The organism is Streptomyces sp. NPDC005761 (genome assembly GCF_040630635.1).
Lineage (GTDB): Bacteria > Actinomycetota > Actinomycetes > Streptomycetales > Streptomycetaceae > Streptomyces.
In genome coordinates this window covers 54,396-75,399 of the sequence record NZ_JBEXXX010000031.1, presented here as the reverse complement: position 1 = coordinate 75,399, position 21,004 = coordinate 54,396, and the positions used below count along the sequence as shown (strand labels likewise).

The 21,004-nt window shown below is 71.2% G+C and carries 22 protein-coding genes; 13 read left to right on the top strand and 9 right to left on the bottom strand.

From position 1 onward, the window contains the following. Nucleotides 1-160 precede the first annotated feature (160 nt). Nucleotides 161-934: an SDR family oxidoreductase gene (locus ABZ434_RS25470; RefSeq protein ID WP_359141203.1), complete on the bottom strand. Its 774-nt coding sequence runs from the start codon at nt 932-934 to the stop codon at nt 161-163. A 94-nt stretch (nt 935-1,028) separates the two neighbouring features. On the opposite strand from ABZ434_RS25470, the gene ABZ434_RS25465 reads away from it, so the two are divergent. From ABZ434_RS25465 to ABZ434_RS25455, 3 genes are all read left to right on the top strand, one after another. Continuing rightward, nucleotides 1,029-1,628 (top strand): TetR/AcrR family transcriptional regulator C-terminal ligand-binding domain-containing protein, encoded by a 600-nt coding sequence (locus tag ABZ434_RS25465; RefSeq protein WP_359141200.1) that lies wholly within the window; start codon nt 1,029-1,031, stop codon nt 1,626-1,628. A gap of 95 nt (nt 1,629-1,723) precedes the next feature. After that, nucleotides 1,724-2,302, top strand: a complete 579-nt coding sequence (locus tag ABZ434_RS25460) for a dihydrofolate reductase family protein (protein ID WP_359141198.1) — start codon at nt 1,724-1,726, stop codon at nt 2,300-2,302. 468 nt (nt 2,303-2,770) lie between these two features. Beyond that, nucleotides 2,771-3,319: a DUF1062 domain-containing protein gene (locus ABZ434_RS25455; protein ID WP_359141195.1), complete on the top strand. Its 549-nt coding sequence runs from the start codon at nt 2,771-2,773 to the stop codon at nt 3,317-3,319. Between the two features lie 23 nt (nt 3,320-3,342). Here ABZ434_RS25455 and sigJ read toward each other — a convergent pair whose 3' ends face one another. Then, the gene (sigJ, locus tag ABZ434_RS25450; protein WP_359141193.1) at nt 3,343-4,290 is read right to left on the bottom strand and encodes an RNA polymerase sigma factor SigJ; all 948 of its coding nucleotides are present in this window, start codon (nt 4,288-4,290) and stop codon (nt 3,343-3,345) included. Between the two features lie 102 nt (nt 4,291-4,392). On the opposite strand from sigJ, the gene ABZ434_RS25445 reads away from it, so the two are divergent. Continuing rightward, nucleotides 4,393-4,785 carry a hypothetical protein gene (locus tag ABZ434_RS25445; RefSeq protein WP_359141190.1) on the top strand — a complete coding sequence of 131 codons (393 nt, stop codon included), beginning with the start codon at nt 4,393-4,395 and terminating at the stop codon, nt 4,783-4,785. Between the two features lie 6 nt (nt 4,786-4,791). Here ABZ434_RS25445 and ABZ434_RS25440 read toward each other — a convergent pair whose 3' ends face one another. Then, the gene (locus tag ABZ434_RS25440; RefSeq protein WP_359141188.1) at nt 4,792-5,367 is read right to left on the bottom strand and encodes a hypothetical protein; all 576 of its coding nucleotides are present in this window, start codon (nt 5,365-5,367) and stop codon (nt 4,792-4,794) included. Nucleotides 5,368-5,573: 206 nt separating this feature from the next. On the opposite strand from ABZ434_RS25440, the gene ABZ434_RS25435 reads away from it, so the two are divergent. Beyond that, nucleotides 5,574-6,632: an aminoglycoside phosphotransferase family protein gene (locus tag ABZ434_RS25435; RefSeq protein ID WP_359141185.1), complete on the top strand. Its 1,059-nt coding sequence runs from the start codon at nt 5,574-5,576 to the stop codon at nt 6,630-6,632. Between the two features lie 133 nt (nt 6,633-6,765). Here the strand turns inward: ABZ434_RS25435 and ABZ434_RS25430 are convergent, their stop codons facing one another. Both ABZ434_RS25430 and ABZ434_RS25425 read right to left on the bottom strand, forming a co-directional pair. After that, a complete protein-coding gene (locus ABZ434_RS25430) occupies nt 6,766-6,945 on the bottom strand; it encodes a DUF397 domain-containing protein (protein WP_359141183.1) in 180 nt (59 codons plus the stop codon). Then, complete coding sequence (locus ABZ434_RS25425; RefSeq protein ID WP_359141272.1) at nt 6,942-7,718, bottom strand: helix-turn-helix transcriptional regulator; 777 nt, start codon at nt 7,716-7,718, stop codon at nt 6,942-6,944. The genes ABZ434_RS25430 and ABZ434_RS25425 overlap by 4 nt, the downstream gene beginning before the upstream one ends. A gap of 118 nt (nt 7,719-7,836) precedes the next feature. On the opposite strand from ABZ434_RS25425, the gene ABZ434_RS25420 reads away from it, so the two are divergent. From ABZ434_RS25420 to ABZ434_RS25405, 4 genes are all read left to right on the top strand, one after another. Beyond that, nucleotides 7,837-8,262, top strand: coding sequence for a hypothetical protein (locus tag ABZ434_RS25420; RefSeq protein ID WP_359141180.1), 426 nt, complete (start codon nt 7,837-7,839; stop codon nt 8,260-8,262). 108 nt (nt 8,263-8,370) lie between these two features. After that, entirely contained in the window at nt 8,371-9,450 is a 1,080-nt protein-coding gene (locus ABZ434_RS25415; RefSeq protein WP_359141177.1) for a hypothetical protein, read from the top strand. Nucleotides 9,451-9,543: 93 nt separating this feature from the next. Next, nucleotides 9,544-10,203: a TetR/AcrR family transcriptional regulator gene (locus ABZ434_RS25410; RefSeq protein ID WP_359141174.1), complete on the top strand. Its 660-nt coding sequence runs from the start codon at nt 9,544-9,546 to the stop codon at nt 10,201-10,203. A 68-nt stretch (nt 10,204-10,271) separates the two neighbouring features. Further along, nucleotides 10,272-10,862: a helix-turn-helix transcriptional regulator gene (locus ABZ434_RS25405; protein WP_359141269.1), complete on the top strand. Its 591-nt coding sequence runs from the start codon at nt 10,272-10,274 to the stop codon at nt 10,860-10,862. 65 nt (nt 10,863-10,927) lie between these two features. Here ABZ434_RS25405 and ABZ434_RS25400 read toward each other — a convergent pair whose 3' ends face one another. Both ABZ434_RS25400 and ABZ434_RS25395 read right to left on the bottom strand, forming a co-directional pair. Next, nucleotides 10,928-11,932 (bottom strand): NADP-dependent oxidoreductase, encoded by a 1,005-nt coding sequence (locus ABZ434_RS25400; RefSeq protein ID WP_359141265.1) that lies wholly within the window; start codon nt 11,930-11,932, stop codon nt 10,928-10,930. A gap of 144 nt (nt 11,933-12,076) precedes the next feature. Next, entirely contained in the window at nt 12,077-12,763 is a 687-nt protein-coding gene (locus tag ABZ434_RS25395; RefSeq protein ID WP_359141171.1) for an SDR family oxidoreductase, read from the bottom strand. A gap of 110 nt (nt 12,764-12,873) precedes the next feature. On the opposite strand from ABZ434_RS25395, the gene ABZ434_RS25390 reads away from it, so the two are divergent. Continuing rightward, complete coding sequence (locus tag ABZ434_RS25390; protein ID WP_359141169.1) at nt 12,874-13,434, top strand: TetR/AcrR family transcriptional regulator; 561 nt, start codon at nt 12,874-12,876, stop codon at nt 13,432-13,434. Nucleotides 13,435-13,446: 12 nt separating this feature from the next. On the opposite strand, the gene ABZ434_RS25385 is transcribed toward ABZ434_RS25390, so the two are convergent. Then, nucleotides 13,447-14,136, bottom strand: a complete 690-nt coding sequence (locus tag ABZ434_RS25385; protein WP_359141166.1) for a GDSL-type esterase/lipase family protein — start codon at nt 14,134-14,136, stop codon at nt 13,447-13,449. A gap of 58 nt (nt 14,137-14,194) precedes the next feature. Here ABZ434_RS25385 and ABZ434_RS25380 point away from each other — a divergent pair, with 58 nt between their 5' ends. From ABZ434_RS25380 to ABZ434_RS25370, 3 genes are all read left to right on the top strand, one after another. Then, nucleotides 14,195-15,193 (top strand): WD40 repeat domain-containing protein, encoded by a 999-nt coding sequence (locus ABZ434_RS25380; protein ID WP_359141163.1) that lies wholly within the window; start codon nt 14,195-14,197, stop codon nt 15,191-15,193. Between the two features lie 124 nt (nt 15,194-15,317). Beyond that, nucleotides 15,318-15,992, top strand: a complete 675-nt coding sequence (locus ABZ434_RS25375) for a DUF6338 family protein (RefSeq protein WP_359141160.1) — start codon at nt 15,318-15,320, stop codon at nt 15,990-15,992. Next, complete coding sequence (locus tag ABZ434_RS25370; protein WP_359141158.1) at nt 15,964-16,137, top strand: hypothetical protein; 174 nt, start codon at nt 15,964-15,966, stop codon at nt 16,135-16,137. The genes ABZ434_RS25375 and ABZ434_RS25370 overlap by 29 nt, the downstream gene beginning before the upstream one ends. 14 nt (nt 16,138-16,151) lie before the next feature. Here the strand turns inward: ABZ434_RS25370 and ABZ434_RS25365 are convergent, their stop codons facing one another. Continuing rightward, on the bottom strand, nt 16,152-20,951 hold the full coding sequence (locus ABZ434_RS25365) for a CHAT domain-containing protein (RefSeq protein ID WP_359141155.1): 4,800 nt from the start codon (nt 20,949-20,951) through the stop codon (nt 16,152-16,154). Nucleotides 20,952-21,004 lie beyond the last annotated feature (53 nt).

The following is a 21,004-nucleotide window of genomic DNA, read 5'->3' as shown; positions in this document are numbered from 1 at the left end:
ACGGGATCGGGGGCGGGCCCCCGCGGCCAAACCTCTCGCAACTCGACTCCGGACACCAACGCCCCGGCCCGCGGGCCGCACCACGGCACCCCTTGCGTGAGGGGCGACGACGCCATGCGAGTCGCAGGCGGTGTGGGCGTTCCACCGGGCACGCGCGGGTTCAGGCGAGGCCGCCGTTCGCGTACAGGACCTGCCCGTTGATCCAGCGGCCGGGGCCGGCGAGGAACGCGACGGCTTCGGCGATGTCGGCGGGGGAGCCGAGGCGGTCGAGCGGGGTGCGGGACGCGATCGCGTCGATGACCTCCTGCGGCTTTCCGTCCAGGAAGAGCGGTGTGGCCGTCGGACCGGGTGCGACGGCGTTCACCGTCACGTCGCGGCCCGTCAGCTCGCGGGCGAGGATCAGGGTCATCGCCTCGACCGCACCCTTCGTGGCGGCGTAGGCCCCGTACGTGGGCTGCTGCAGCCGGGTCACCGAGGTCGAGAAGTTGATCAGCGCACCGCCGGCCCGGAGCGTACGGGCGGCGAGCCGGGAGACGACGAACGTGCCGCGCACGTTGGTGCGGTGCATGCGGTCGAAGTCGGCGAGGTCGAGCTCGGCGATCGGCGAGAGGAGCATGATCCCGGCCGTGTTCACGACCACGTCGACGCCGCCGTACAGCTGCTCGGCCGTGGCGAACAGCGCGGCCATCGCCTCCTCGTCGGCCACGTCGCCCCCGATCGCGGTCGCGACCCCGCCGGCCGACTCGACGGCTGCCACGACCTCCTCGGCGCGGGCCCTGTCCCTCCCGTAGTGCACGACGACGGCGATGCCGTCGGAGGCCAGGCGTTCGGCGACGGCGCGGCCGATGCCGCCGGAGGCGCCGGTGACGATCGCTACGCGGGACACGGATTCCGCGGTGGGGTTCGTGGCGTCGGTGGTGGTCGTGGGGTTCATGGCTCCGGCCTCCCTCTACTTTATGGACGACTCGTCCATAAAATAAATGTAGACTGATCGTCCATATACGGCAAGCCCGAAAGGCTGAGGACGCGTGGACGAGCCGAAGGGACCCGGCAGGCGGGGCCGCGGGCGCCGCCCGGCAGCGGAAGTGCGGCAGGCCGTGCTGGAGTCGGCCGGTGCGATGCTGTTCGAGGCGGGCCTGGCCGGGATCACCTTCGAGAAGGTGGCCGCCCGCGCCGGAGCGAGCAAGATGACGCTCTACAAGTGGTGGCCCTCGCCGGGGGCGCTCGCCTTCGAGGCCTATTTCGCGGCGGTCGAGGACACCCTCGCGTTCGCTGACACCGGCGACATCGAGCGGGACCTCACGGCCCAGCTCCACTCCTTCGTCGGCCTACTCACGGGGCTCCCCGCGGGCCCCGTGATCGCCCAGTTCGTCGGCGCGGCGCAGACCGACCCCGCGCTGGCCGATGCCCTCGCGCGGCACTACACGCACCCGCGCCGCCGACTCGCGGTGGACCGGCTCACGCGCGCGCAGCGCGCAGGGCAGATTCGCGCCGAGGTCGATCCCCAAGTGGTCGTGGACCAGCTCTGGGGCGCCTGCTACCACCGCCTCATGCTGCCGAACGAGCCACTCGACACCGCCTTCGCCGACGCCCTGATAGGCAACCTTCTGCGCGGCATCCGGGGGTAAGCGGTCCCGGCGCGCGATGAGTCCCGCCCCGATGGTCAGTCTCTATTCACAGAGCGACTCGCAGCACGCGATCTGCCCCACGTGAGGAGAGCATCATGACCGCCACATACACGTTCGACGTCTTCTCCAGCCTCGACGGCTTCGGCGGCGCGGGCGGTGACTGGACCGGCTACTGGGGCAAGCAGGGCCCCGAGCTCCTCGACCACCGCCTCGGCCTGTACCGGGAGGAGCAGCGGATGGTCTTCGGGGCGCACACGTATCAGCTGTTCGCGCAGATGCTGGCCGCCGCCACGGAGGACTCCGAGGTGCGCGACCCCTGGGTGACCCGGATGAGGAGCCTGCCGGCCACGGTGGTGTCGACCACGCTCGAAGGCCCACTCGACTGGCCGGACGCGACCGTCGCCGACGGGGACGCCGTCGACGTCGTCGCCCGGCTGAAGGAGGAGTCCGACATCCCGTTGCGCTCGCACGGCAGCCTGTCGATGAACCGGGCGCTGATGGCGGCCGGTCTGGTGGACCGTGTCCAGGTGACACTGTTCCCCGTGATCACCGGGCGGACCGGGCTGGACCCGATCTTCAAGGGTGCGGCGGACTTCGACCTCGAACTGACCGGCCACCGGACGCTCGACGGGCACATCCAGGAGCTCACCTACCGGCCCACCCTGCATGCCTGAGCCGCGTGCGTCGGTGAACTCCCCTCTGCGGGCTGCCACGTGGGGGCTGTCCGGCCGATCATGGGACCGTCAGCCGGTCTGCTCGTCGTGCCCGGGCGTGCCGACGGATCATGGCGGGTTCAAAGGAGAGGCGCGGGTCACGCGCTGAGCAGACCGGCCGCCGCATCCGCGGCCTGAGCGACGCACACTGCCTGGAGGAAGACGGGTTGTCCGCCCGCTCGGACATCTGCTGCTGGAGCCCGCCGGAACCGTGGACGGCGATCGCCAGGACAGCTCCCGGTGCCACCGGAAAACCGGTGGAACGGCACCGCTCCGCGCCGCTACGGTGCTGCCGAATCACGTCGTCCAGGCAAGGACACACCGTTGTACACCCTGTGAGACCTCCCAAGCGCTGAATCGTCGCGCGTCGCGCCCTGCGCGCCGCGCTCCTTCCTGCTGCGGTCTTCTCACTGAAACCGGTGTGCTGCTGTGCTCACAACCTGGGTGGTCGCTCCCACCTGCCTTCCTCTCGTCGTCCGTCGTTGCCACGCGTGCGCGTCCGAGCGCTTCCGGGCCGACGGAAAGTTCCGGGTCAACGCGAACCACAAGCTCCTGGACGCGTGGTTGCTCGCTCTCTGCGCAGCCTGTGGGGCAACGATGAAGCTCACGGTCCTGGAACGGGCTCACGTACGTTCCATACGACCTGAACTGCTGGACCGTCTCCATGGCAACGACCCCGCCCTCGCTGCCGAGTTGCTGCAGGATCCGGTCGTACGCCGTCGCAATCGCGTCGCCCTCGACTGGAACAACGCCTGGCGCCTCGACACCGGCGGCCCGGTTCATCTCGATGGCGGGGTGCTCGACGTCTCGGTCCGTTTCACGGAGCGGATCCCCGTCCGGCCGGTGCGCCTCATCGCGGAGGGCTGCGGTCTTTCGCGGGGCGAGGTCGAGAGACTGGGTGCGGAGCGGAAGCTCGTATCGGCCGTCCGGCTGAGCGGCAGGCGTACCGGCGACTTCACCTTCCTGCTCAAGCGCTGAATCAGTTTCGGGGCCGGGGCCTGTCAGGCGCTGTCCGTCCGGCAGGCTCCGGTCCCGGCTGCCCCCACCCACGGCCTCAGCTTCTCCGGATTGCGGACCACCCAGATCCGGGTGACGCAGCCGTCGACGACCTCGAAGGACGCCACGGTCATGACGACGCCGTCCCGCCGGGCCACCAGGCCCGGCATGCCGCTGACCGACCGCTCCAGCAGTTCGAGCCCGGGGGCCTTGTCGGCGATGGCGACCATGTACCGGGCGATGAGCGCGCCGCCCTCGATCGGGCGCAGCGCGGTGCCGACCAGACCGCCGCCGTCGGCAGTCATCACGGCGGCCGGGTCCAGGAGGTCGACGAGGGCCGCGATGTTCTTGGTCTCCCACGCCTCCTTGACGTGCCGCACCGCCGCCGCCTGCCCGGCCGCCGTCACCGGGGTCTCGGCGACGCGCACCCGCCGCCGGGCGGAGGCCGCGAGCTGCTTGCAGGCGGCGGGGGTCCGGCCGAGGATGCCGGCGATCTCGGCGAAGGGGTAGCGGAAGACGTCGTGCAGGACGAACGCCACCCGCTCGGCGGGCGTCATCGACTCCAGGACGACGAGGAAGGCCATGGTCACCGATTCGTCCAGGACCATCTGGTCGGCGGGATCGGTGTGGTCGGCGCCCCGGCCGCGGTCCCACTCGGTGCGGTCGGGCAACGGCTCGGGCAGCCACGCGCCGACGTACCGTTCCCGACGGGCGCGCGCCGAGCCGAGCACATCCAGGCAGACGCGGCCGGTCACGGTCGACAGCCAGGCGCCGGGTGACACGATCTCTTCCTGCCGGGCGGCCGGCAGCGCGTACCAGCGCGCGTACGCCTCCTGTACGGCGTCCTCCGCCTCGGCCAGTGAACCGAGCAGCCGATAGGCGACGTTGAGCAGTTGGCGACGCTCGCCGGCCATCGCGTCGGTGCTCCTCCCCGCAGCCCCCGCCGTCCCCATGTCCCGAACGCCCCCTCGTCTTACCTTTCGCGGGCCCGCGTCGTCGGGCTGGTGAAGAACCTATCGACCTACTGCCCAGCGGGCGGAACAGGGGACCGTGGCATGGCGACCCAGACAACCCAGGTGACTCGGGCAACCCGGGCGACGAGACGGCACGACTTCACGTTTCTGCAGATCGCGATCGCCCTGCAGACCTTGACCATCTTCCTTCAAGCGGTCTCCGCCGGACTGCTCCTGACCTCGTCCTACGGAGAGACGCTGCACAGCGCCGGCGCCCGCGTCATGTACGGGGCCTCGATGCTGTACGTACTCGCGGCGGTCCTGGCCTGGAAGCCGGGCGGTGGCTCGCCCCGGCCCGTCTGGCACGCGTCGGGCTTTCTCGTCCTTGCCTCGGCCCAGGTCGTGCTCGGGATCGCCCACGTGCCGTCGGTCCATCTGCCCCTGGGGGTCCTGATGTTCGGACTGAGCCTGCTGGCGCTGGTGCGGCGCCGCTGAAAGGCATCAGGAAGCGATGACGGCAGTGGCCGGGCCGCCGGTGCGGGGGCGGGCCAGGGGGGCGAGGCCCGCCATGAGGGCGAGGGCGGCGACCGGGAGCAGATCAAGGTTCACGGCGATGAGCACGAAGGCGACGAGGACGAGTACGGGACTCCACACGGGAAGCCGCCGGGGCCGGGCCGTGACGAGCATGACCAGCAGGGTGAGGAGGCCGAGCTGGAAGGCCAGGGGGCCCGCGAGCTCCAAGGGCTCGGGCAGCGGCGCGGCATCGTCGAAGCGGGGGAACAGGTCACCGACGATCACCCACAGGAAGCACGCGGCGCCGAACACCCCGGCGACCATGGCCACCCCGGCGGCCGCCCGTCTCCGCGCCGTGTCGGCGGGGATCAGCGCACGCAGCTCCACGACCAGGGCGCCGAGCAGGAGGAAGGCGGCGAAGAAGAAGGTGTGGCCGATGTTCCAGGCAAGCCCGGGCCCGTGGTCCCCGTCCCTGCCGTCGATGAGGCGGAACACCCCGTAGAGGAGCATGAACACGGGAACGAGCAGTGCGAACAGTCGAGTTGTGCGCGTCGTTTCGGTCATGCGACCACGGTCCCTGAGGGGTGGGGGTGCGGTCCATCGGGACAACCCCCCATACAGTCTTGAGGTGTTCCCCCTACAGGTGTCCGACGGTCCGCCGCGCGGCATACGGCAGATGATGCCACGTGCCCGGCCAAACCCCCGGGGGACTTCGGCCGGGGCCAGGGTATTCACTCGCGCGTGCGGGACGCACGGCTACGCTCGTCGGCATGCTGAACCGTGTTCCCTTCAATGAGGCGCTGCTCTCCACCGTGGGCATTCCCCAGCACGCCGAACTCCTGGACAGCAGTCCGCGGTCACGTGTGTGGCGGGTGCGGCTGGCCGACCAGCGGCTGGTGATCGTCAAGCAGATCACCGACGGCGGTGACACGGGCGCCGACGCCGGCACGCGCTTCGCACGGGAGGTCGCCGGGCTGCGGCTGGCGGGGCGGGCCTCCGGGCCCGCCGTGGCCCCCGCAGTGCTCGCCACGGACCCGTCCTCGCGGGTGATGGTCCTGGAACACGTGGACGACCTCGGCAGGACGGACGACTGGATGCCGGGGTACGCCGAGTCGCTCGCCCGGCTGCACGCCCTGACGGGTCCCGCCGACGCGGACGCGCTGCCGGTCTGGTCGGGGCCCACGGCCGCCGACGCGGAGTCCTTCCTCTCCCTGGCCCGGACGCTCGACGTGCCCGTACCGTCCACGGTTCCCGATGAACTCGGCGGTCTCCTGGAGCGGTTGGACCCCACCCCGTACCACGCGCTGCTGCACGGCGACCCCTGCCCCGGCAACGATCTGCGCACCGCCGAGGGCGTCCGCTTCGTCGACTTCGAGCGTGCCTCGCTCGGCAACGGCCTGCTCGAACTCGCCTACTTCCGCATCGGCTTCCCCACCTGCTGGTGTGCCATGTCGGTTGCCGTGGCCCCGCTCACGGAGGTCGAGGAGATCTACCGGACCACCTGGCGCGGCCTCACCGGGAGGGACGTGCCGGGTGACCTCGCCGACGCTTGTGCAGGCTGGCTCATCCAGGGGGACGCGCTCGTCGAGAGGGCCCATCGCGGGACAGCCGACCAGCTCGCCCGGGTGCCCGTCGAGGACTTCGAGTGGGGCTACGTCTCCGCCCGCGAGCGCCTCGTCCACCGCCTGGGCGTGGTCGCCGACATGACCCGGGACCACGATCACCTGCACGCCGTCGGCCGCCTCAGCTCCGCGCTGGCCGGCCGCCTGCTCGAACGCTGGCCGAATCTGCGCCCGCTGCCCACGCATGACGCCCGCCCTTGGTACTAGGCGGTGCGTCGAGTCGGTCCGGGGCCGGCCCTCTGTACGCCATCAGCTCGATGCTCCGCGGCGGGCGCCCCACCAGCGCTCCGAAGTCGGCCGGGTGAGGACCTGGGGCAGCTCGTCGAACCAGGTCATGGGGCTAGAACACCGTGTGCTCGAGGAAGGCCGTCCAGGCGGCGGGGGAGAGGGTGAGGGCGGGGAGGGTGACGTCCTTGGAGTCGCGGACGTGGACGGTGTGGGGGCGGGTGGCGACCTCGACGCAGTTGCCACCCTCATCGGTGCTGTGGCTGCTTTTGAGCCACTGGAGGTCACTGCTCATAGTTCCTCTGCTGCCTCTTCGATCAGCTTTCGGGACTCTTCTGGCCCGAGAGCCTGGGTCCGCAGAATGCCATATCTGGCGAACAGCGGTGCCACGTGATCGTGTTCGCTGACGAGGAAGTTCTGGCGTTGGACCTCCAGGTACGCGAGCTGACGCCGGTCATCGGTCTCCAGCAGAACGAAGGATCCGCTCAGCCCCGCGTGTGTTTCCCGCTGAGGTGACATGACCTGGATGTGCACGTACCGCAGTCGACTGACCTCAAGTATGTGTTGCAGCTGTGCTCGGTGTACGTCCCGTCCGCCGATCGGGCGTGTGAGCGCGCTGAGTTCCAGGACGAAGCTGATATCCGGAATCGGTTTGCGGGTCAGCATGCGCTGGCGTGCGAGGCGGCCGACGATCAAACCCTCGATCTCGTCGTCATCAAGCGGCGGGCAGGCGCTGTTGAACAGGGTGCGTGCGTGCTCCTCGGTCTGCAGCAGGCCAGGCACCACGTTGCACTCGTACTCGTACCGGGCCCTGGCCGTGGCTTCCTCCTCTGCGAACTGCTCGAACCAGGAGGACACGCGACTGGACGTCAACTTCTTGGCTGCCGCAAGCAGAGCGCCTTCGGCGCCCAGCGCGGCGTCGGCCTGCGGAGTGAAGGGCCCTTTCGGAGGGCGCTCCCCTCGCTCCACCATCGCCACCTGCGACTTGGAGAAGCCGATCTTCGCGCCCAAGGCCTCCTGCGAGAGGCCGCACCGCTCGCGGAAGAATCGCAGCAACGAGCCGAACATCTCCGCGTTACTGACGTCACGTTCACCGAAGTGCACAGCCCCACCCCCCAAGTGCACAAGAGTGCACAGATGCCTTGTGTCCCTGGTCACGGTACGTGGGGGTGTCGAAGCTTTGCGTATGGAACCCAGAACTTCACCGGACCAGATGCCCGCCTGGATCCCCGCGACGGGGCACGCCCTGCGGCACGCGGGCATTCACTTCGACGCCGTGCGCATCATCGGCATCCTGGGAGAACAAGTGGCTTACGAGCTCATGCAGTTCACGGACTTCCGCGCCGGACCCATCGTCCGCTCGCGCATCGGCGACCGGAGCATGTGCTTCCTGCTGCGGCCCGGGAGTGCCCGCGCGTACCGATGGCCCGTCGGGGCCGAGGCGTTGGTGCGGGAGGGGGCGGCCTTCGTCGGGGTGCCCGCTGTGCACGGGCTGACGTATCCGCTGGACTGGCGCTCCCTGCCCGACCCCGAAGTCCCGTTCGTGGACGCGGAACTGCTGTTCGAGCTGCTGCGGGAGGTGGTCGAGCGCGAGAAATGTGATGTACGGTGAGCGCGCAATTACGCTCCGTGCGCTTCAGCGCATGGGGCGGCCCCCGGCGGTGCTACCAACACCTACCCGAGGGCCTTCACCCCGCGATGGATCAGAGGTCCACCGAGAATGCTTTTGCATGCTATCTCGCCGTCCTACGGCTTCGTGAAGGCGTCACACGACGTCATCCGTCATCCGCGTCTCGACAGTGACGCGAAGATCTTGATCGCCTACGTGCAGGGGTTGCCCCAGCGGCACGTCGGCAGGGCGCTGAGCGATCACGCGAAATGCCTGGGGATCACCGGGCGCGCCTATCAGAAGGCCAAGCGTCAGCTGAAGGAGAACGGGTTCGTCCACGAGTGGCGGCGGCAGAACGAGGCCGGGCTGTGGGTGACCGATCAGATCTTCTCCAACGTGACGCTCACCGCCGAGGAAGCCCGGCGTGTCCGGGACGCGGAAGTGGTGGTCCGCGGCGCGGACTTCGTCACCCCGGCGACGCCCGAGAGGTCCGCCCGAGCGGCGTCGCCGCAGGTCGGACCGAGTGATCACTCTCCGGCGGTCGGTCATCCGGGTACTCGGTCGGCCGGTGGTCACCTACCGGTGGATGAAGAACACGAGAAGAACTCATCCCACCCACCCACCGAAGAGCCGCAGGTTCCGCAGCTTCCGGAACCTCCGGGCGAGATCGCGGAGCCAGGGCCCGCGGACCCGCAAGTCGTCCAGGCCGAGCGCGTGCTGCTCTCGCTCCGGCACGCCGACCAGCAGTTGTGGCTCGGTGTCCGCGAGGCCCGTGGTCTGGCCGAGACGGCTGCGGACTGGCTGAGGCGGGGGGTGAGTGCGGCCGATCTGCGGCTCGCGCTCAGCAAGGGACTGCCCGAGGACGGGGTGCGCTTCGCTGCCGGGTTCCTGAGCAAGCGGCTCGTGCGCATGATGCCGGAGCTGCCGCGCGTGGCGGAGCCCGCTCCCGTACCGCCTGCGCCCAGGCAGTTCATCGCGTGCGAGGCGCAGGAGGAAGGTGCCGAACACGTCTTCCGGCCCAGGGGCGACGAGACGGTGTGCCGGCCGTGCCGGCAGGAGGCCGCGTGGGAGGCCCACACGGTCAAGTGGGAGCCGCCGCCCCTCGACGACGGCTACGAGGAGCCCGAGCGGCTGCCCTGGCGGGAGCGCGTCGCGGCCCTGCGGGCGGCGGACGCGGCCGCCTCGGGGTGAGGCGTACGGCTGTTCGCCGTGTGGCGGTATCACCGTCTGCGCGGCGGATCGAGGAAAGTGGGCGTGGGGGCCTGGACGGACCGAGGAGGACCGATGGCGGATGCCGTGATGGAGCTGTGGAGCGGAGTGCGGGCGGCGCGGGACCCCGCGTGGGTACGGGCACAACTCATGGCGGCCGGGCGGACCTTGTTCGCCGTGTACGGCTATGCCCGGACTACCGTCGAGGATCTGTGTGCCGCCGCACAGGTGGAAGTCCGTGACTTCCACCGCGAGTTCGAGTCGCGCGAGGCCCTGCTCGTCGATCTGTACGACGAGGTGGCGACGCGGGGCATGCGGGCGTCCGAGGCGGAGCTGTCCGCCGAGGGCATGGAGACCTGCTCGACCGAGGAACGGGTCCACAGGCTCTTCGACGCCTACGTGCGGGCCGTCACGCGGGATCCGCGGGAGGCGAGGGTGGCGTTCGTCGAGGTGCTCGGGGTGAGCAGGGAGATGGAGGACCACCTCACGATGTGGCGGTCGGTGTGGACGGAATTCCTCACCCAGGAGGCCGAGCGCGCCAGGGGGCGCGGTCACGCGGTCGACGGCAACCTCGCCGTGGTGGTGAAGGTGCTGACCCGGTCCGTCGACGAGCTCCTCGCGCATCACGGCCGCCGTCCGCGCCAGGTGCCGCCTGCCTGGCTGACCAGCGAGTTCACCCGGTTGTCCATGGCCATGATCGGACCGGCGGTCGGGCCTGCGGGCACCTCCGGTTGACAATGCTGCTTGCCGGGTCGGCAAATGGAACCATGGCAGCGGACGAGGCAGGCGCAGAGGGCAGTGCGATGGGGGACGACGAGCTGTCGTCCGTCCTGACCGGCGTGGGGCCGCGGCTGCGTGCGCTGCGGACCGAGCGCGGGACGACGCTGGCGCAGCTGAGCGAGACGACCGGGATCTCGCTCAGCACGCTCTCCCGGCTGGAGTCCGGCGGCCGCAAGCCCACCCTCGAGCTTCTGCTTCCGCTGGCGAAGGCGTACGGGGTCCAGCTGGACGAACTGGTCGGCGCCCCGGAGACGGGGGACCCCCGGGTCACCTTCCGGCCGTTCAAACGGCACGGCATGACGTTCGTGCCGCTGACTCGGCACCTCAGCGGAGTGAACGCGTACAAGCAGGTGATGCCCGGTGCGACGGGCAAGGAAGGGCCGGTCGAGCAGCGGGTGCACGAGGGGTACGAGTGGCTGTACGTACTCTCGGGGCGGCTGCGGCTCGTGCTGGGGGACCATGACCTGGTGCTGACGGCGGGCGAGGTGGCCGAGTTCGACACGCACACCCCGCACTGGTGGGGGGCCGCCGGGCCGGAACCGGTGGAGTTCCTCAGCCTGTTCGGACCGCAGGGGGAGCGGATGCACGTACGGGCGAAGCCGACGGGGAAGTGACAGGAAGGGCGTGACGGGCCGGGTACCGGTCGTCCCGCTGTCGTCGCCCGGGCGAGGGCCTGCCCTCACGTCATCGTGACGACGACCTTGCCGGCCTTCGCGCGGCCCTTCTCGACGTACTCCAGGGCCTCCGGGGTCTGATCGAACGGGAAGACACGGTCGACGACGGGACGGATCGTTCCGGCCTCGACGAGCTGGGTGATTTCACCCAGCTGGTCGCCGTCGGCCCTCATGAACAGGAACGAGTACGTCACGTCGCGTCGCGCGGCGCGACGGCGGGTCCGGAAGCTCAGCGCGCTCATCACGAGCCGCAGGGCCGCGTTCAGCCCCAGCTCGCGGGCGAAGGCCGCGTCGGGAGGCCCTGCGACGCTGACGACTTTCCCGCCGGGCTTGAGCACCCGCAGGGACTTCTTGAGCGTCTCGTCGCCGAGGGTGTCCAGCACGACGTCGTAGTCGCTCAGGACTGTCTGGAAGTCCTGCCGCTTGTAGTCGACGACGACGTCCGCGCCGAGCTCCTTCACCAGGCCGGTCTTGGCCGTGCTCGCCGTGGTGGCCACGTGCGCGCCCAGGTGTTTGGCGAGCTGTACGGCGATGGTGCCGAGGCCGCCCGCGCCGCCGTGGATGAGGACTTTCTGGCCCGGCCGTACCTGTGCCCGTTCGACCAGTGCCTGCCACGCGGTCAGGGCGACGAGGGGGAGGGACGCGGCTTCCTCCATGGAGAGGCCGGCCGGTTTGAGCGCCACGTCCTTCTCGTGGACGGCGATGAGTTCGGCGAAGGTGCCGATGCGGTTCCTGTCGGGTCGGGCGTAGACCTCGTCGCCCACCGCGAACCTGGTGACGGCCGGTCCCGTCCGGACGACCACCCCGGCGAAGTCGTTGCCCAGGACGAGCGGGAGACGGTACGGGAGGAACGCCTTGAAGGCTCCGTCGCGGAGTCTGAGGTCGAGCGGGTTGACACTCGCCGCGTGGATGCGGACCAGGACGTCGTCGGGGCCCGTCCGCGGCTCGGGCATCTCGCCCGCGTGCACTCCGGCCTCGTCGCCGTACCGCTCGATCATGAAGGTCTTCATCGTCTTCATCGTCTTCTCCGTCAGCCGTCCGGGAGGGGACGGGGTCGTTGCCCGTCCCTGGGCTTCTTCCGGGACGGACAGACGCGTGGTGGTGCTTTCGCTGTGCGGGGTGGTGCGGCGGCGACCGGCGCGGCGCGGTGTGTCTCAGGCGGCAGCCGGTGCTGCGGACAGGCTCTGCTTGACGTACCGGGTGGTCTCGTCGGCGAGGATCTCGGTCAGGCCCGTCTCGATGCCGTGCAGGGCCTGGGCGGCGACGTCGGCGGGGTCGGTCTTCTGGTCGGCGGGCACGTCCGCGGCCATGTCGGTGTCCATGTATCCGACGTGCAGCGCCGAGACCGTGATGCCGCGGGGCGCCAGTTCCTCCCGGGCGGCATTGGTCTGTGCCCATGCGGCGGCCTTGGCCGCGGCGTAGGAGCCGAGACCGGCGGGGTGCAGCCAGGACAGGACGGACAGGACGTTGAGCACGGTCCCGCCGCCGTTGCCCTCGATGACGGGGGTGAACGCACGCGTCACGGCGAGCGGGCCGAAGAAGTTCGTCTCCATCTCCAGGCGGACCGCGTCGAGGCTGCCCGCGATCACGGGCGTGGCGGTGGAGATGCCCGCGTTGTTCACCAGGAGCGTCGCGTCGGATGCGGTGCGGGCCGCGGCCCGCACCGACTCCTCGTCCGTCACGTCCAGCCGCAGGGGGATGACGCCGGGCAGGTCAACCGTCTCGGGACGGCGGGCCGCCGCGTACACCTTCGCACCGCGTGCAACGAGCTGAGCGGCCAGATGCCGGCCGAGCCCGCGGTTGGCGCCGGTGACGACTGCGACCGTGTTGTTCAGTTCCATGACGGCTCCCTGTGTCGCGAGCCGGACGGCCCGCAGATTTAAATTACGACAACAATCTAAAACAGAGTCTAGGATAGATTGCAAACGACATCCAAGGGGAGGTGGCTCACATGGGCCGCGTATCGCAGGCGCAGGCGGAGGAGAACCGCCGACGGGTCGTGGAAACCGCCTCCCGGCTGTTCCGGGAGCAGGGCACCCACACCAGCGTCGCCGACCTCATGAAGGCGTCCGGCCTGACCCACGGCGGCTTCTACAAGCAGTTCGCCTCCAAGGAGGCGCTCGTCGACGAAGCCACCGCGCACGCCTTCGACGAGCTCGCGCAGCACCACAAGGACGGGATCGAGCAGTACGCCGGACGGCGCGACGCCGCTCAGCAGGCGCTGATCGACACCTATCTCTCCGTGGAGCACCGCGACGGCGCGGCGCAGGGGTGCCCCGTCGCCGCCTTGGCCACCGACATGGCACGCGAGAGGGGAGACCGCGAGGCGCGCCGCGTCTACACCGAGGGCGTGAGGGACTTCGCCGCGTTCCTCGCCACCGACGACCAGGACGGCATCACCCGGCTGAGCACGATGGTCGGCGCACTCGTCCTGGCCCGGGCCACCGAGCGCTCCCCGCTCTCCGAGGAGATCCTCGCCGCCGCGCGGGCGGCGCTGACGGCGACCGGCTGACCGGGGGGCGGGCTACGGGAGCGGCGACCGGTACGGCCCGCCCAGGCCCCACGCCTGATGCATCGCGTCGGCGTAGGCGGCCGCGAGTCTGTGCTCGCCGGACGGGCCGGGGTGCGTGCCGTCGTACGTGTCCGTGTGGATGTCGTAGCCGGACGGGTGCGAGGCCAGCAGGAGCGGGGACGCCGGAGCGTCGAGATCGGCCACCGTCTTGGCGAGGAGTTCGTTGAAGCGGGCGCACTCGGCGGCGAAGGGGGCGTCGGACTCGGCGCGGACGTTCGGTATGACCGGCAGCAGCACGCATCTGATGCGCGGGTTCGCCGTGCGGGCCGCGGTGAGGAACGTGCGGGCGTTGGCCGCCGTCTGCTCGCTGTCCGTGTAGAAGCCGAGGTCTATCAGGCCGAGCGAGACGAGCAGGACGTCCGCCCGGTGCTCGGTGACCATGTCCGCGATCACCGGGGCCATGTGCAGCCAGCCCTCGCCCCAACCGGCCAGGTGGCGGCGGGCGTCGGCGGGGAAGTCGGGGGCGGCGTACGCGGCCGAGGCGGGCGTGCCGGCGTCGGTGTCGTACAGCGCGGTGCGCGGGCCGACGATCGCGTACGGACCGTCGAAGGCCGCTTCGAGGTGCTGCCACATGCGGTAGCGCCATGTGAAGTCACCGGCGCGTCCGATGGTCATGGAATCGCCGACACACATGAAACGCATGGCGCCATCATGGCGGATCATGGCTCCGGCCTGCGACGTGACGATGGACACTTGTGCCATGCGTTCGTATCGACTGACTGCTTTCGGCGCCGCCGCGCTCCTGACCTTCGCGGCGGCCGCCCCTGCCGTGGCCGACGACTCCGGGCCCGACCGGAGCTTCACGATCGAGGACCCGCGGATCACCGAGTCCAGCGGCCTGGCCGCCAGCCGCGCCCACCCGGGGATCTACTGGACGCACAACGACAGCGAGGACGGGCCGTACGTCTTCGCCGTCGACTCCCGCACCGGCAAGACGGTCGCCCGGATCACGATGAAGGGTGTGGGCGCGCCCCGGGACGTGGAGGCGATCTCGCTGGGGCCCGACGGGAATCTGTACGTCGGTGACATCGGCGACAACCTGAACGGCAGCTGGGACCACGTCTGGATCTACCGCTTCCCCGAGCCGAAGGAGCTCCGGGACCAGGTGGTGCGGGCCACGCAGTTCGATGTGAAGTACGCCGACGGCCCGCGCAACGCCGAGGCGCTGATGGTCCACCCGAAGACCGGCCGCGTGTACATCGCGTCGAAGAACGAGGACGGCGGAGGGCTGTACGAAGGGCCCGCGAAGCTCACGACCGGCGGGGACAACGTGTTCCGGCGGGTCGGCGAGGTGCCGTGGGTGACGGACGGGGCGTTCTCGCCGGACGGCAAGGAGCTGGTGCTGCGCTCGTACTTCAGCGCGCGCGGCTATCCCTTCGCGAACGGCAGGCTCGGCAAGGACTACCCGGTCGAATCCCCCCTGCTCGGGCAGTCGGAGTCGGTGACGTACACGGCGGACGGATCGGCGCTGATGTACGGCTCCGAGGGTGAGCAGAGCGATGTGGTGCGGGTGGACCTGAAGAACGGCGGGGGCGACGGGCCCGCCCGGGCGGGCGGCACGTCGCGGTCTTCGGCCGGGGCGGGGAGCACGGCGGGCGGGGACGGGGTGCCGGTGAAGGGCACGACGCTGACCGGGATCGCCGTGCTGGCCGGGATCGGGCTGCTGCTGTTCCTGGGAAGGCGGCGCCGGCAGGGGTGAGGGGGGCGGAACCTGGCGTCGCCGGTTTTCCACAGGCCGGGACGCGGGGCTCCCCGCTGCGTCATCCTGAGGCGGCAGGGGCGCGGTCGACACACGGAGCAGAGCACGGGGGTGCGGCACCACGATGGTTCCGGGAACAGTGCAGCAGCTGACGATCCTGCTGGTCCTCGTGCTGCCCGGCGTCTTCTACCAGGCCGTACGGGAACGGCTGCGCGGCCCTCTCGCCACCGAGCAGGAGCCGCAGAACCGCCTCGTGCGGGCCATCGCCGCGGGGGCCCTGCTGGACGCCGTGTACGCGGTGGTCGCGGGGCCGTGGCTGGTGCGGCTGCTGGCCGGGGGCGGGGACGGGCCCTTCGCCGGGGTGCGGAGGGATCCCCGCGGGGCCGGACTCGCCGCGCTGCTCCTGATCGTCGCCGTGCCGTCGGCGCTGGCCTGGGCGGAGGCGAGGTGGCGGAGGCGGCACGCGCGGGCGCGGTACGAGCCGACGCCGACGGCCTGGGACGCCCTCTTCCGGGGCCGGGGGTCATGCTTCGTGCGGGTACGGCTCAAGAGCGGTCTGTGGGTGGGTGGTTGGCTGGGGTCGAGGTCGGCCGTCTCGGCGTACCCGCAGAGCGGTGACCTCTATCTGCAGGCCCAGTACCGGGTGGGGCCCGACGGGAGCTTCCTCGGGAAGGTGCCCGGCACCGCGGGTGTGTACGTACGGGCGAGCGACATAGAAGTGCTGGAGGTGCTGCTGCCGCCCACGCGGGAGCGGCCGGAGAGGGGAGCCGATGGTGAACGACCCGCAGACGGACGCTGACGACGAACACCTGGCCTCGCTGGTCGAGGAGTTCTCGTTCCGCAGGACCTATCGGCCCACCGACGGCCTGGCCGAGCCCGACGAGGTCCCGCAGGGGCCTTCGGGCTCGGCGATGGGGGAGGCCGCGGAGCCGGAGGCGCCCTGAGCGTCCGGGCCGTCTCACGGCCCCGTGTGGATGTGCGCCGCCCACAGGTGCGGGGCCTGCGCGTAGCGGTTGCGCAGGGCCCTGACCGGGTGGTGCAGGGCGGCGGCCGGATCGATGGGGCGGCCGCGGGCGACGTCCTCGGCCAGCGCGGTGTAGAACTCCTCGGTCAGATGCGTCGCCAGCTTGTCGGCTATGGGCCACAGGGTCCCGATCACATGCGGGTATCCGGCCAGTTGGAAGGACGAGGCCAGTTGGACGACTTCGTCGGACAGCTTGAGGCCGCCCCGGGACGCGGAGCAGGCGGACAGCATGGCGAGCTCCGGGTTCCTCGGGCGCCGGGTGAAGACGTCGGACACGGTGAGGCGGCCGTCGTGGAGGACGAGACCGCTCTGTGACGGGTCGAGCAGCTCGCTGACGCCGTGGCAGCTGAAGTGGACCCAGGGGTGCGCTTCGAGCACTCCGCCGACCGTCTCCACCGTGGCATCGGGCCCGGCCAGCAGCCTCGCCGCGGGGAACAGTGCCGTGAGGAGCTCCGCCTCGCGTGTGACACCGGGCAGGGGCGCGGCCCCGGGCGTCTCGGCGAGGGCGACGACCAGCGGCGACGGCTGGGAGGGAGATCGGGCGGGGACGCCGGAAGGGGCCCCGGTGGTGAGGCCGGCGCGGGCCCTGACCAGGGCGCGCAGGGTCGGGGTGTACGAGGAGACGGCACGGTCCATGACCCAGGTGCCGGAGTCCGGCGCGCCCCGCCCGGCCGCGTGGAGCGGCAGGAAGGACAGCCAGCCGGTCGGGCACCACCACAGACGCGGCCAGGGGCCACCGTCCGGCGGTTCGGTTTCCAGGCCGAGGTGTTCGAGAACCGGTGCGGCGATCGTGTCCCAGAGCCAGCCGAGGGTGCCGGACAGGGCGCGCATCATGGCGACGGCGTCGTCGACCCCGTTCCCGCCGTATGCCGTTTCGATGCCGTCGACGAACTCCGCCGCCCGCTCCATGGTGGCGCTCAGGGTGAGGCCGGGCAGCGGGACCACGGCGATCCCGGCGTCGGCGGTCACGACCAGGGCGTCGCAGCGGTAGGTGCTCACGTTGACGACCACGACGGGGCCGCCGGCGGCGGCGGCGACCAGTTCGGGTACGGAGGGCGGGTGCAGGAAGTTGCCCAGGCCGGGTAACTCTCGCACCTCGGAGAGGAGTTCACTCCAGCGCCGGGCCAGGGCGTGGCGGGTCTCGGCGAGCACCGACGCGTCGAGGGCGTCCTTGGCCGGGGAGAGCGGGGGCGGTGTGCTCAACTCGTCGCGGATCCGCTCGAACTCGGCCGCCCGGAGGGGGTCGAGGTCACGTAACCGGGACACGTCGGCCCGGTTCTCCAGCCCCTGGCCCAGCAGCACGCCCCGCCCCTGTTCGAGGAGGGCGAGGGCGCGGTCCGGCGCATCCTCGGAGAGGGCCAGTGCGGCGGCGTCGCTCGCCAGGCCGTCGCTGCCGCTCAGCCGCGCTTCCTGGTCGATACGGGCGAGGCTGCGGGGTGCGATGCCGGGCAGCAGGCCGACGGCGTACGCGTACCCTTCCAGGGCCTCCGGGCGGTCACCCGCCCGTACCGAGGCGATTCCCCACGCGTGGGCGGCCTGGAGCCGGGTCGTGCTGTGGGCGGCCGGATTGCGTGCGCAGTCGCGGGCGAGGCGGACCACCTCCGCCAGGTCGGCCTGCTCGCCCGCCTCGTGACGGTCCAGCTGCATCACGGCCAGCATGAGTTGGGCCAGGGCGTGATCCGGGTCCCCTTCGGGCGTGTGGGCGAGGGACTCCCGGGCGGCAGCGGCCGCCCGCTCCCGTGCCTGCCGGGCTGTCGCCCCTGCGGGGTCCACGGCCATGCGGGCGGTCAGGTGCCAGGCCATGCAGAGTTGGTGCAGGACGAAGGAGCGTGACGGGTGCTCCGTGCCCAGCCGGCTCACCGCCTCCTCGAGGAGGCCCCGGCCCTCGTCGAGCATGTGCGGATCCTCGTTCGCATCGGCCCGGTCGACGAGCAGGGACGCCAAGTTGGTCACGGCCCCCTCGGAGCCCTCCCGGTCTCCGAGCTCAACCGCCATCGCCGCACGCAGGAGCCCGATCGCCTCGTCGGTGGCGGATGCGTCCCCGCTGAGCGCGTCCCAGTAACGCAGCGCCTCGGCGAGGTTGTTCAGGTGCAGGGGGCGGTCCATGGCCGACGGCAGGCCTTCATCCACCGCGCGGCGCAGCACGGTCACCGCTTCGGCCATCCAGGCGCGGTTCCCGGTGCGCCGGCTGCGGTCCATGAGCGTGCTGCCGAGATTGGTGAGTGCCATGCTGAGGCGCGCCCGAGGGGCGTGGGACACGGCCTCGCGCAGCGTGTCGACGGCCGTGTCCATGAGGAGTTCGTCCCCGGTGTGGCGGGCTTGGCTCCATTGGGCGTAGCCCAAGCTGGTGAGGATGGAGCCCCGCTGGTCGGCAGTCGCGGGCCGCAAGGCGGCCAGGGCGGCGCGGAAGTGATGGATGGCTTCGCCGCTGTGCCGTGTGTCGCGGGTGTAACGGTAGAGGGCCCCCAGGCTGTTCGCGAGGCCGAGCAGAGCCACGGGCGCGGGGGGACCCGCCACCATCACGAGCGCCTCCCGGTGCCATCGGACGGACTCCTCCAGCGGGGCCGGGTCGGAGCCGAGACGGGCGAGGACGCGCAGGGCTTCTCCGAGAACCGTGCGGCAGGTGGCCCCGCCGTAGGTGTCCTCGTCGGAGGCGGCCACGGTTGCGCGCAGCACCTCGACGCCCTCCCGTAGCGCTTCGGAGTCCGAGCAGAACTCGGCGAGAGTCAGCAGGGCTTCACCCAGGCTCATACGCTGGTAGACGTGGAGGAAGTCTTCCGGCGCCGACGTGGCGAGGGCTTGCCTGTGAGTGGCCACGGCTTCGGTGAAGCGTGCGGGCCGGCCGGTGTGTACGGCGATCTTCATCTGGGAGATGGCGAGGTTGGACCGGTAGATGGAGCGTTCGGAACGGGCGAGCAGCGGCTGTTCCGACTTCTCGCGTAAGAGGAGCAGGGCTTCCTCGTACAGGTCGACGTCGCTCGTCGCGTCACCCCGGACGATGAGGATGTCCGCATACTCCGCATGGCAGTTCCAGTAGACCCGGTCATGGTCCGGGAAGTGGCCGAGCGCCCGGCGCATCTCCTCGGCGCCCTCCCGCCAGGCACCGTCGTCCGCACCGGCACGGTGGGCCAGCGCCGCCCCCAGCCCGAAGCGCACGGCGGGCTCGAAGCCGTCGGCGGGGGAGGGCAGGGCGAGGCACTGGCGGAAGCGGTCGATGAGCCCGTCGACACCGTCGGCGTCCTCTGCGGTCTTCAGGCAGTGCCAGAGTGCCAGCAGGACGCGGGCGTGCCCGGCCGACGAGGGCGCGAGCTCATCGGCCAGGGTCCGCAGGAGGGCGATCGGGGCGCGGAGTTCCGTGGGACTCCCGGGTCCCGTGGGGGTCCATGGGTGCCGGATTCCACGCTTGAGCAGCAGGTCGGCGAAATTGGTGGCATGGAGCACCCGTCGGGCGAGGTCGTCCGCCGGTACGCACTCCGTCCCCCGGCGGGAGTGGGCAATGGCTTCCTCCAGGTATTCCGGACTGCCCGTCGCCGAGTGCCGCGCGTTCAGCACCTGGGAGAGGGCCAGGTGTGCCTGGGCGCGCAGCGGATGCCCGGCCGGTGCGCCGTCGAGGGCGTCGCGGGCGGCCTCGTGCGCGTCCTTCAGGGTGACCGGATCATGGGTGCGCGCGGCGTGACCGGCCAGCAGGAGGCTGAGGTTGGCGAGAGACAGGGTGCGCTCGACGGCGTTGGGGGCCGTGTCGGCCGCCTCACGACATGCGGCGATGCCCTCCTCGTACGGCACGGTGTCGCTCTCGGGCAGGGCGCCCTGGATGAGGGCGACGCCGAGATCGGAGAGGAACGAGGACCGGCTGTTCAGCGCGACGTCCGGCTCCGCGAGGGTGTCGCGCAGGAGTGTGATGCCCTCGGAGCGCAGCGCGGGATCGGCCAGCTGCAGGGCGGCGTTGCACAGTGCGGAGCCGAGGGTGGCGCTGTGCTGGGCGCGGTTGGGGTTGTTCCACGTGGTGAGTTCCATGGCCTTGCGCAGCTCGGCCACCGCCTCCCGCATCGCGTCCCGGTCCTCGTTCGTCGCAGCCCAGTTCCGCAGAATGTGCCCCAGATTCCCGTGCCTGCGGGCCTGTTCGTCGCGGACCCCGGGGGCGCAGGCCACAGCGGCGCGGCAGGCGGTGACCGCGTCGGTGAGTGTCTGGTGTCCGGCGCCCTCCTGGAACCCGTAGAGGAGGACGAGTCCCAGGTCCGACAGGCAGACGCCCTGTTCGAGGCTGCCCTCACCGAAAGCGGTGGCGGCGTGCCGCAACAGGCTCTCGGACAAGGGCAGGATGCCGTGGTGGCGGGTGTGCTGGAACAGCAACGTTATTCCGAGGGCGGCGTGGTACGCGAAGCCGGGCTCGGTCGCGGCGGCGTGCGGTGCGCCGGAAAGGGTGGCGAACAGGGGGCGCATCCCGTGCGGCACCTGGTCCGGGTCTTGCTCGTGCACCGGGGCGAACCGCAGCAGCGCGGCGCCGAGGGCCCCCGGATCGGTCTCGTTCCCCGCGAGGTAGCGGCACCAGTCGGCGTGACCGAGGGCCAGGGCCCCGAGCACCCACACGCTGCCGTCGGGCAGGACGAGGCCCTCGTGCACCTCGGCAGCCGCCGCTGCGGCCTCCGCCCCGAGGAACCATTCCAGGGCGCTGGGTCCTGCTTCCGCGTGCTGGGCGCGCCGGAGGATGCGGCGGGCGGCGTGCTCGGCCCTCACGTGGGGATCCGGTCGTCGGCGGCTGCGGCAGCTGCCGCGTCCATGGTGTCCCT

Coding starts and splice junctions, on each gene's coding strand:
- ABZ434_RS25470 (WP_359141203.1), bottom strand. CDS start 934: ATGAACCCCACGACCACCACCGACGCCACGAACCCCACCGCGGAATCC.
- ABZ434_RS25460 (WP_359141198.1), top strand. CDS start 1,724: ATGACCGCCACATACACGTTCGACGTCTTCTCCAGCCTCGACGGCTTC.
- sigJ (WP_359141193.1), bottom strand. CDS start 4,290: ATGGGGACGGCGGGGGCTGCGGGGAGGAGCACCGACGCGATGGCCGGC.
- ABZ434_RS25445 (WP_359141190.1), top strand. CDS start 4,393: ATGGCGACCCAGACAACCCAGGTGACTCGGGCAACCCGGGCGACGAGA.
- ABZ434_RS25440 (WP_359141188.1), bottom strand. CDS start 5,367: ATGACCGAAACGACGCGCACAACTCGACTGTTCGCACTGCTCGTTCCC.
- ABZ434_RS25435 (WP_359141185.1), top strand. CDS start 5,574: ATGCTGAACCGTGTTCCCTTCAATGAGGCGCTGCTCTCCACCGTGGGC.
- ABZ434_RS25430 (WP_359141183.1), bottom strand. CDS start 6,945: ATGAGCAGTGACCTCCAGTGGCTCAAAAGCAGCCACAGCACCGATGAG.
- ABZ434_RS25425 (WP_359141272.1), bottom strand. CDS start 7,718: ATGTTCGGCTCGTTGCTGCGATTCTTCCGCGAGCGGTGCGGCCTCTCG.
- ABZ434_RS25420 (WP_359141180.1), top strand. CDS start 7,837: ATGGAACCCAGAACTTCACCGGACCAGATGCCCGCCTGGATCCCCGCG.
- ABZ434_RS25415 (WP_359141177.1), top strand. CDS start 8,371: ATGCTTTTGCATGCTATCTCGCCGTCCTACGGCTTCGTGAAGGCGTCA.
- ABZ434_RS25410 (WP_359141174.1), top strand. CDS start 9,544: ATGGCGGATGCCGTGATGGAGCTGTGGAGCGGAGTGCGGGCGGCGCGG.
- ABZ434_RS25405 (WP_359141269.1), top strand. CDS start 10,272: ATGGGGGACGACGAGCTGTCGTCCGTCCTGACCGGCGTGGGGCCGCGG.
- ABZ434_RS25400 (WP_359141265.1), bottom strand. CDS start 11,932: ATGAAGACCTTCATGATCGAGCGGTACGGCGACGAGGCCGGAGTGCAC.
- ABZ434_RS25395 (WP_359141171.1), bottom strand. CDS start 12,763: ATGGAACTGAACAACACGGTCGCAGTCGTCACCGGCGCCAACCGCGGG.
- ABZ434_RS25390 (WP_359141169.1), top strand. CDS start 12,874: ATGGGCCGCGTATCGCAGGCGCAGGCGGAGGAGAACCGCCGACGGGTC.
- ABZ434_RS25385 (WP_359141166.1), bottom strand. CDS start 14,136: ATGCGTTTCATGTGTGTCGGCGATTCCATGACCATCGGACGCGCCGGT.
- ABZ434_RS25380 (WP_359141163.1), top strand. CDS start 14,195: ATGCGTTCGTATCGACTGACTGCTTTCGGCGCCGCCGCGCTCCTGACC.
- ABZ434_RS25375 (WP_359141160.1), top strand. CDS start 15,318: ATGGTTCCGGGAACAGTGCAGCAGCTGACGATCCTGCTGGTCCTCGTG.
- ABZ434_RS25370 (WP_359141158.1), top strand. CDS start 15,964: ATGGTGAACGACCCGCAGACGGACGCTGACGACGAACACCTGGCCTCG.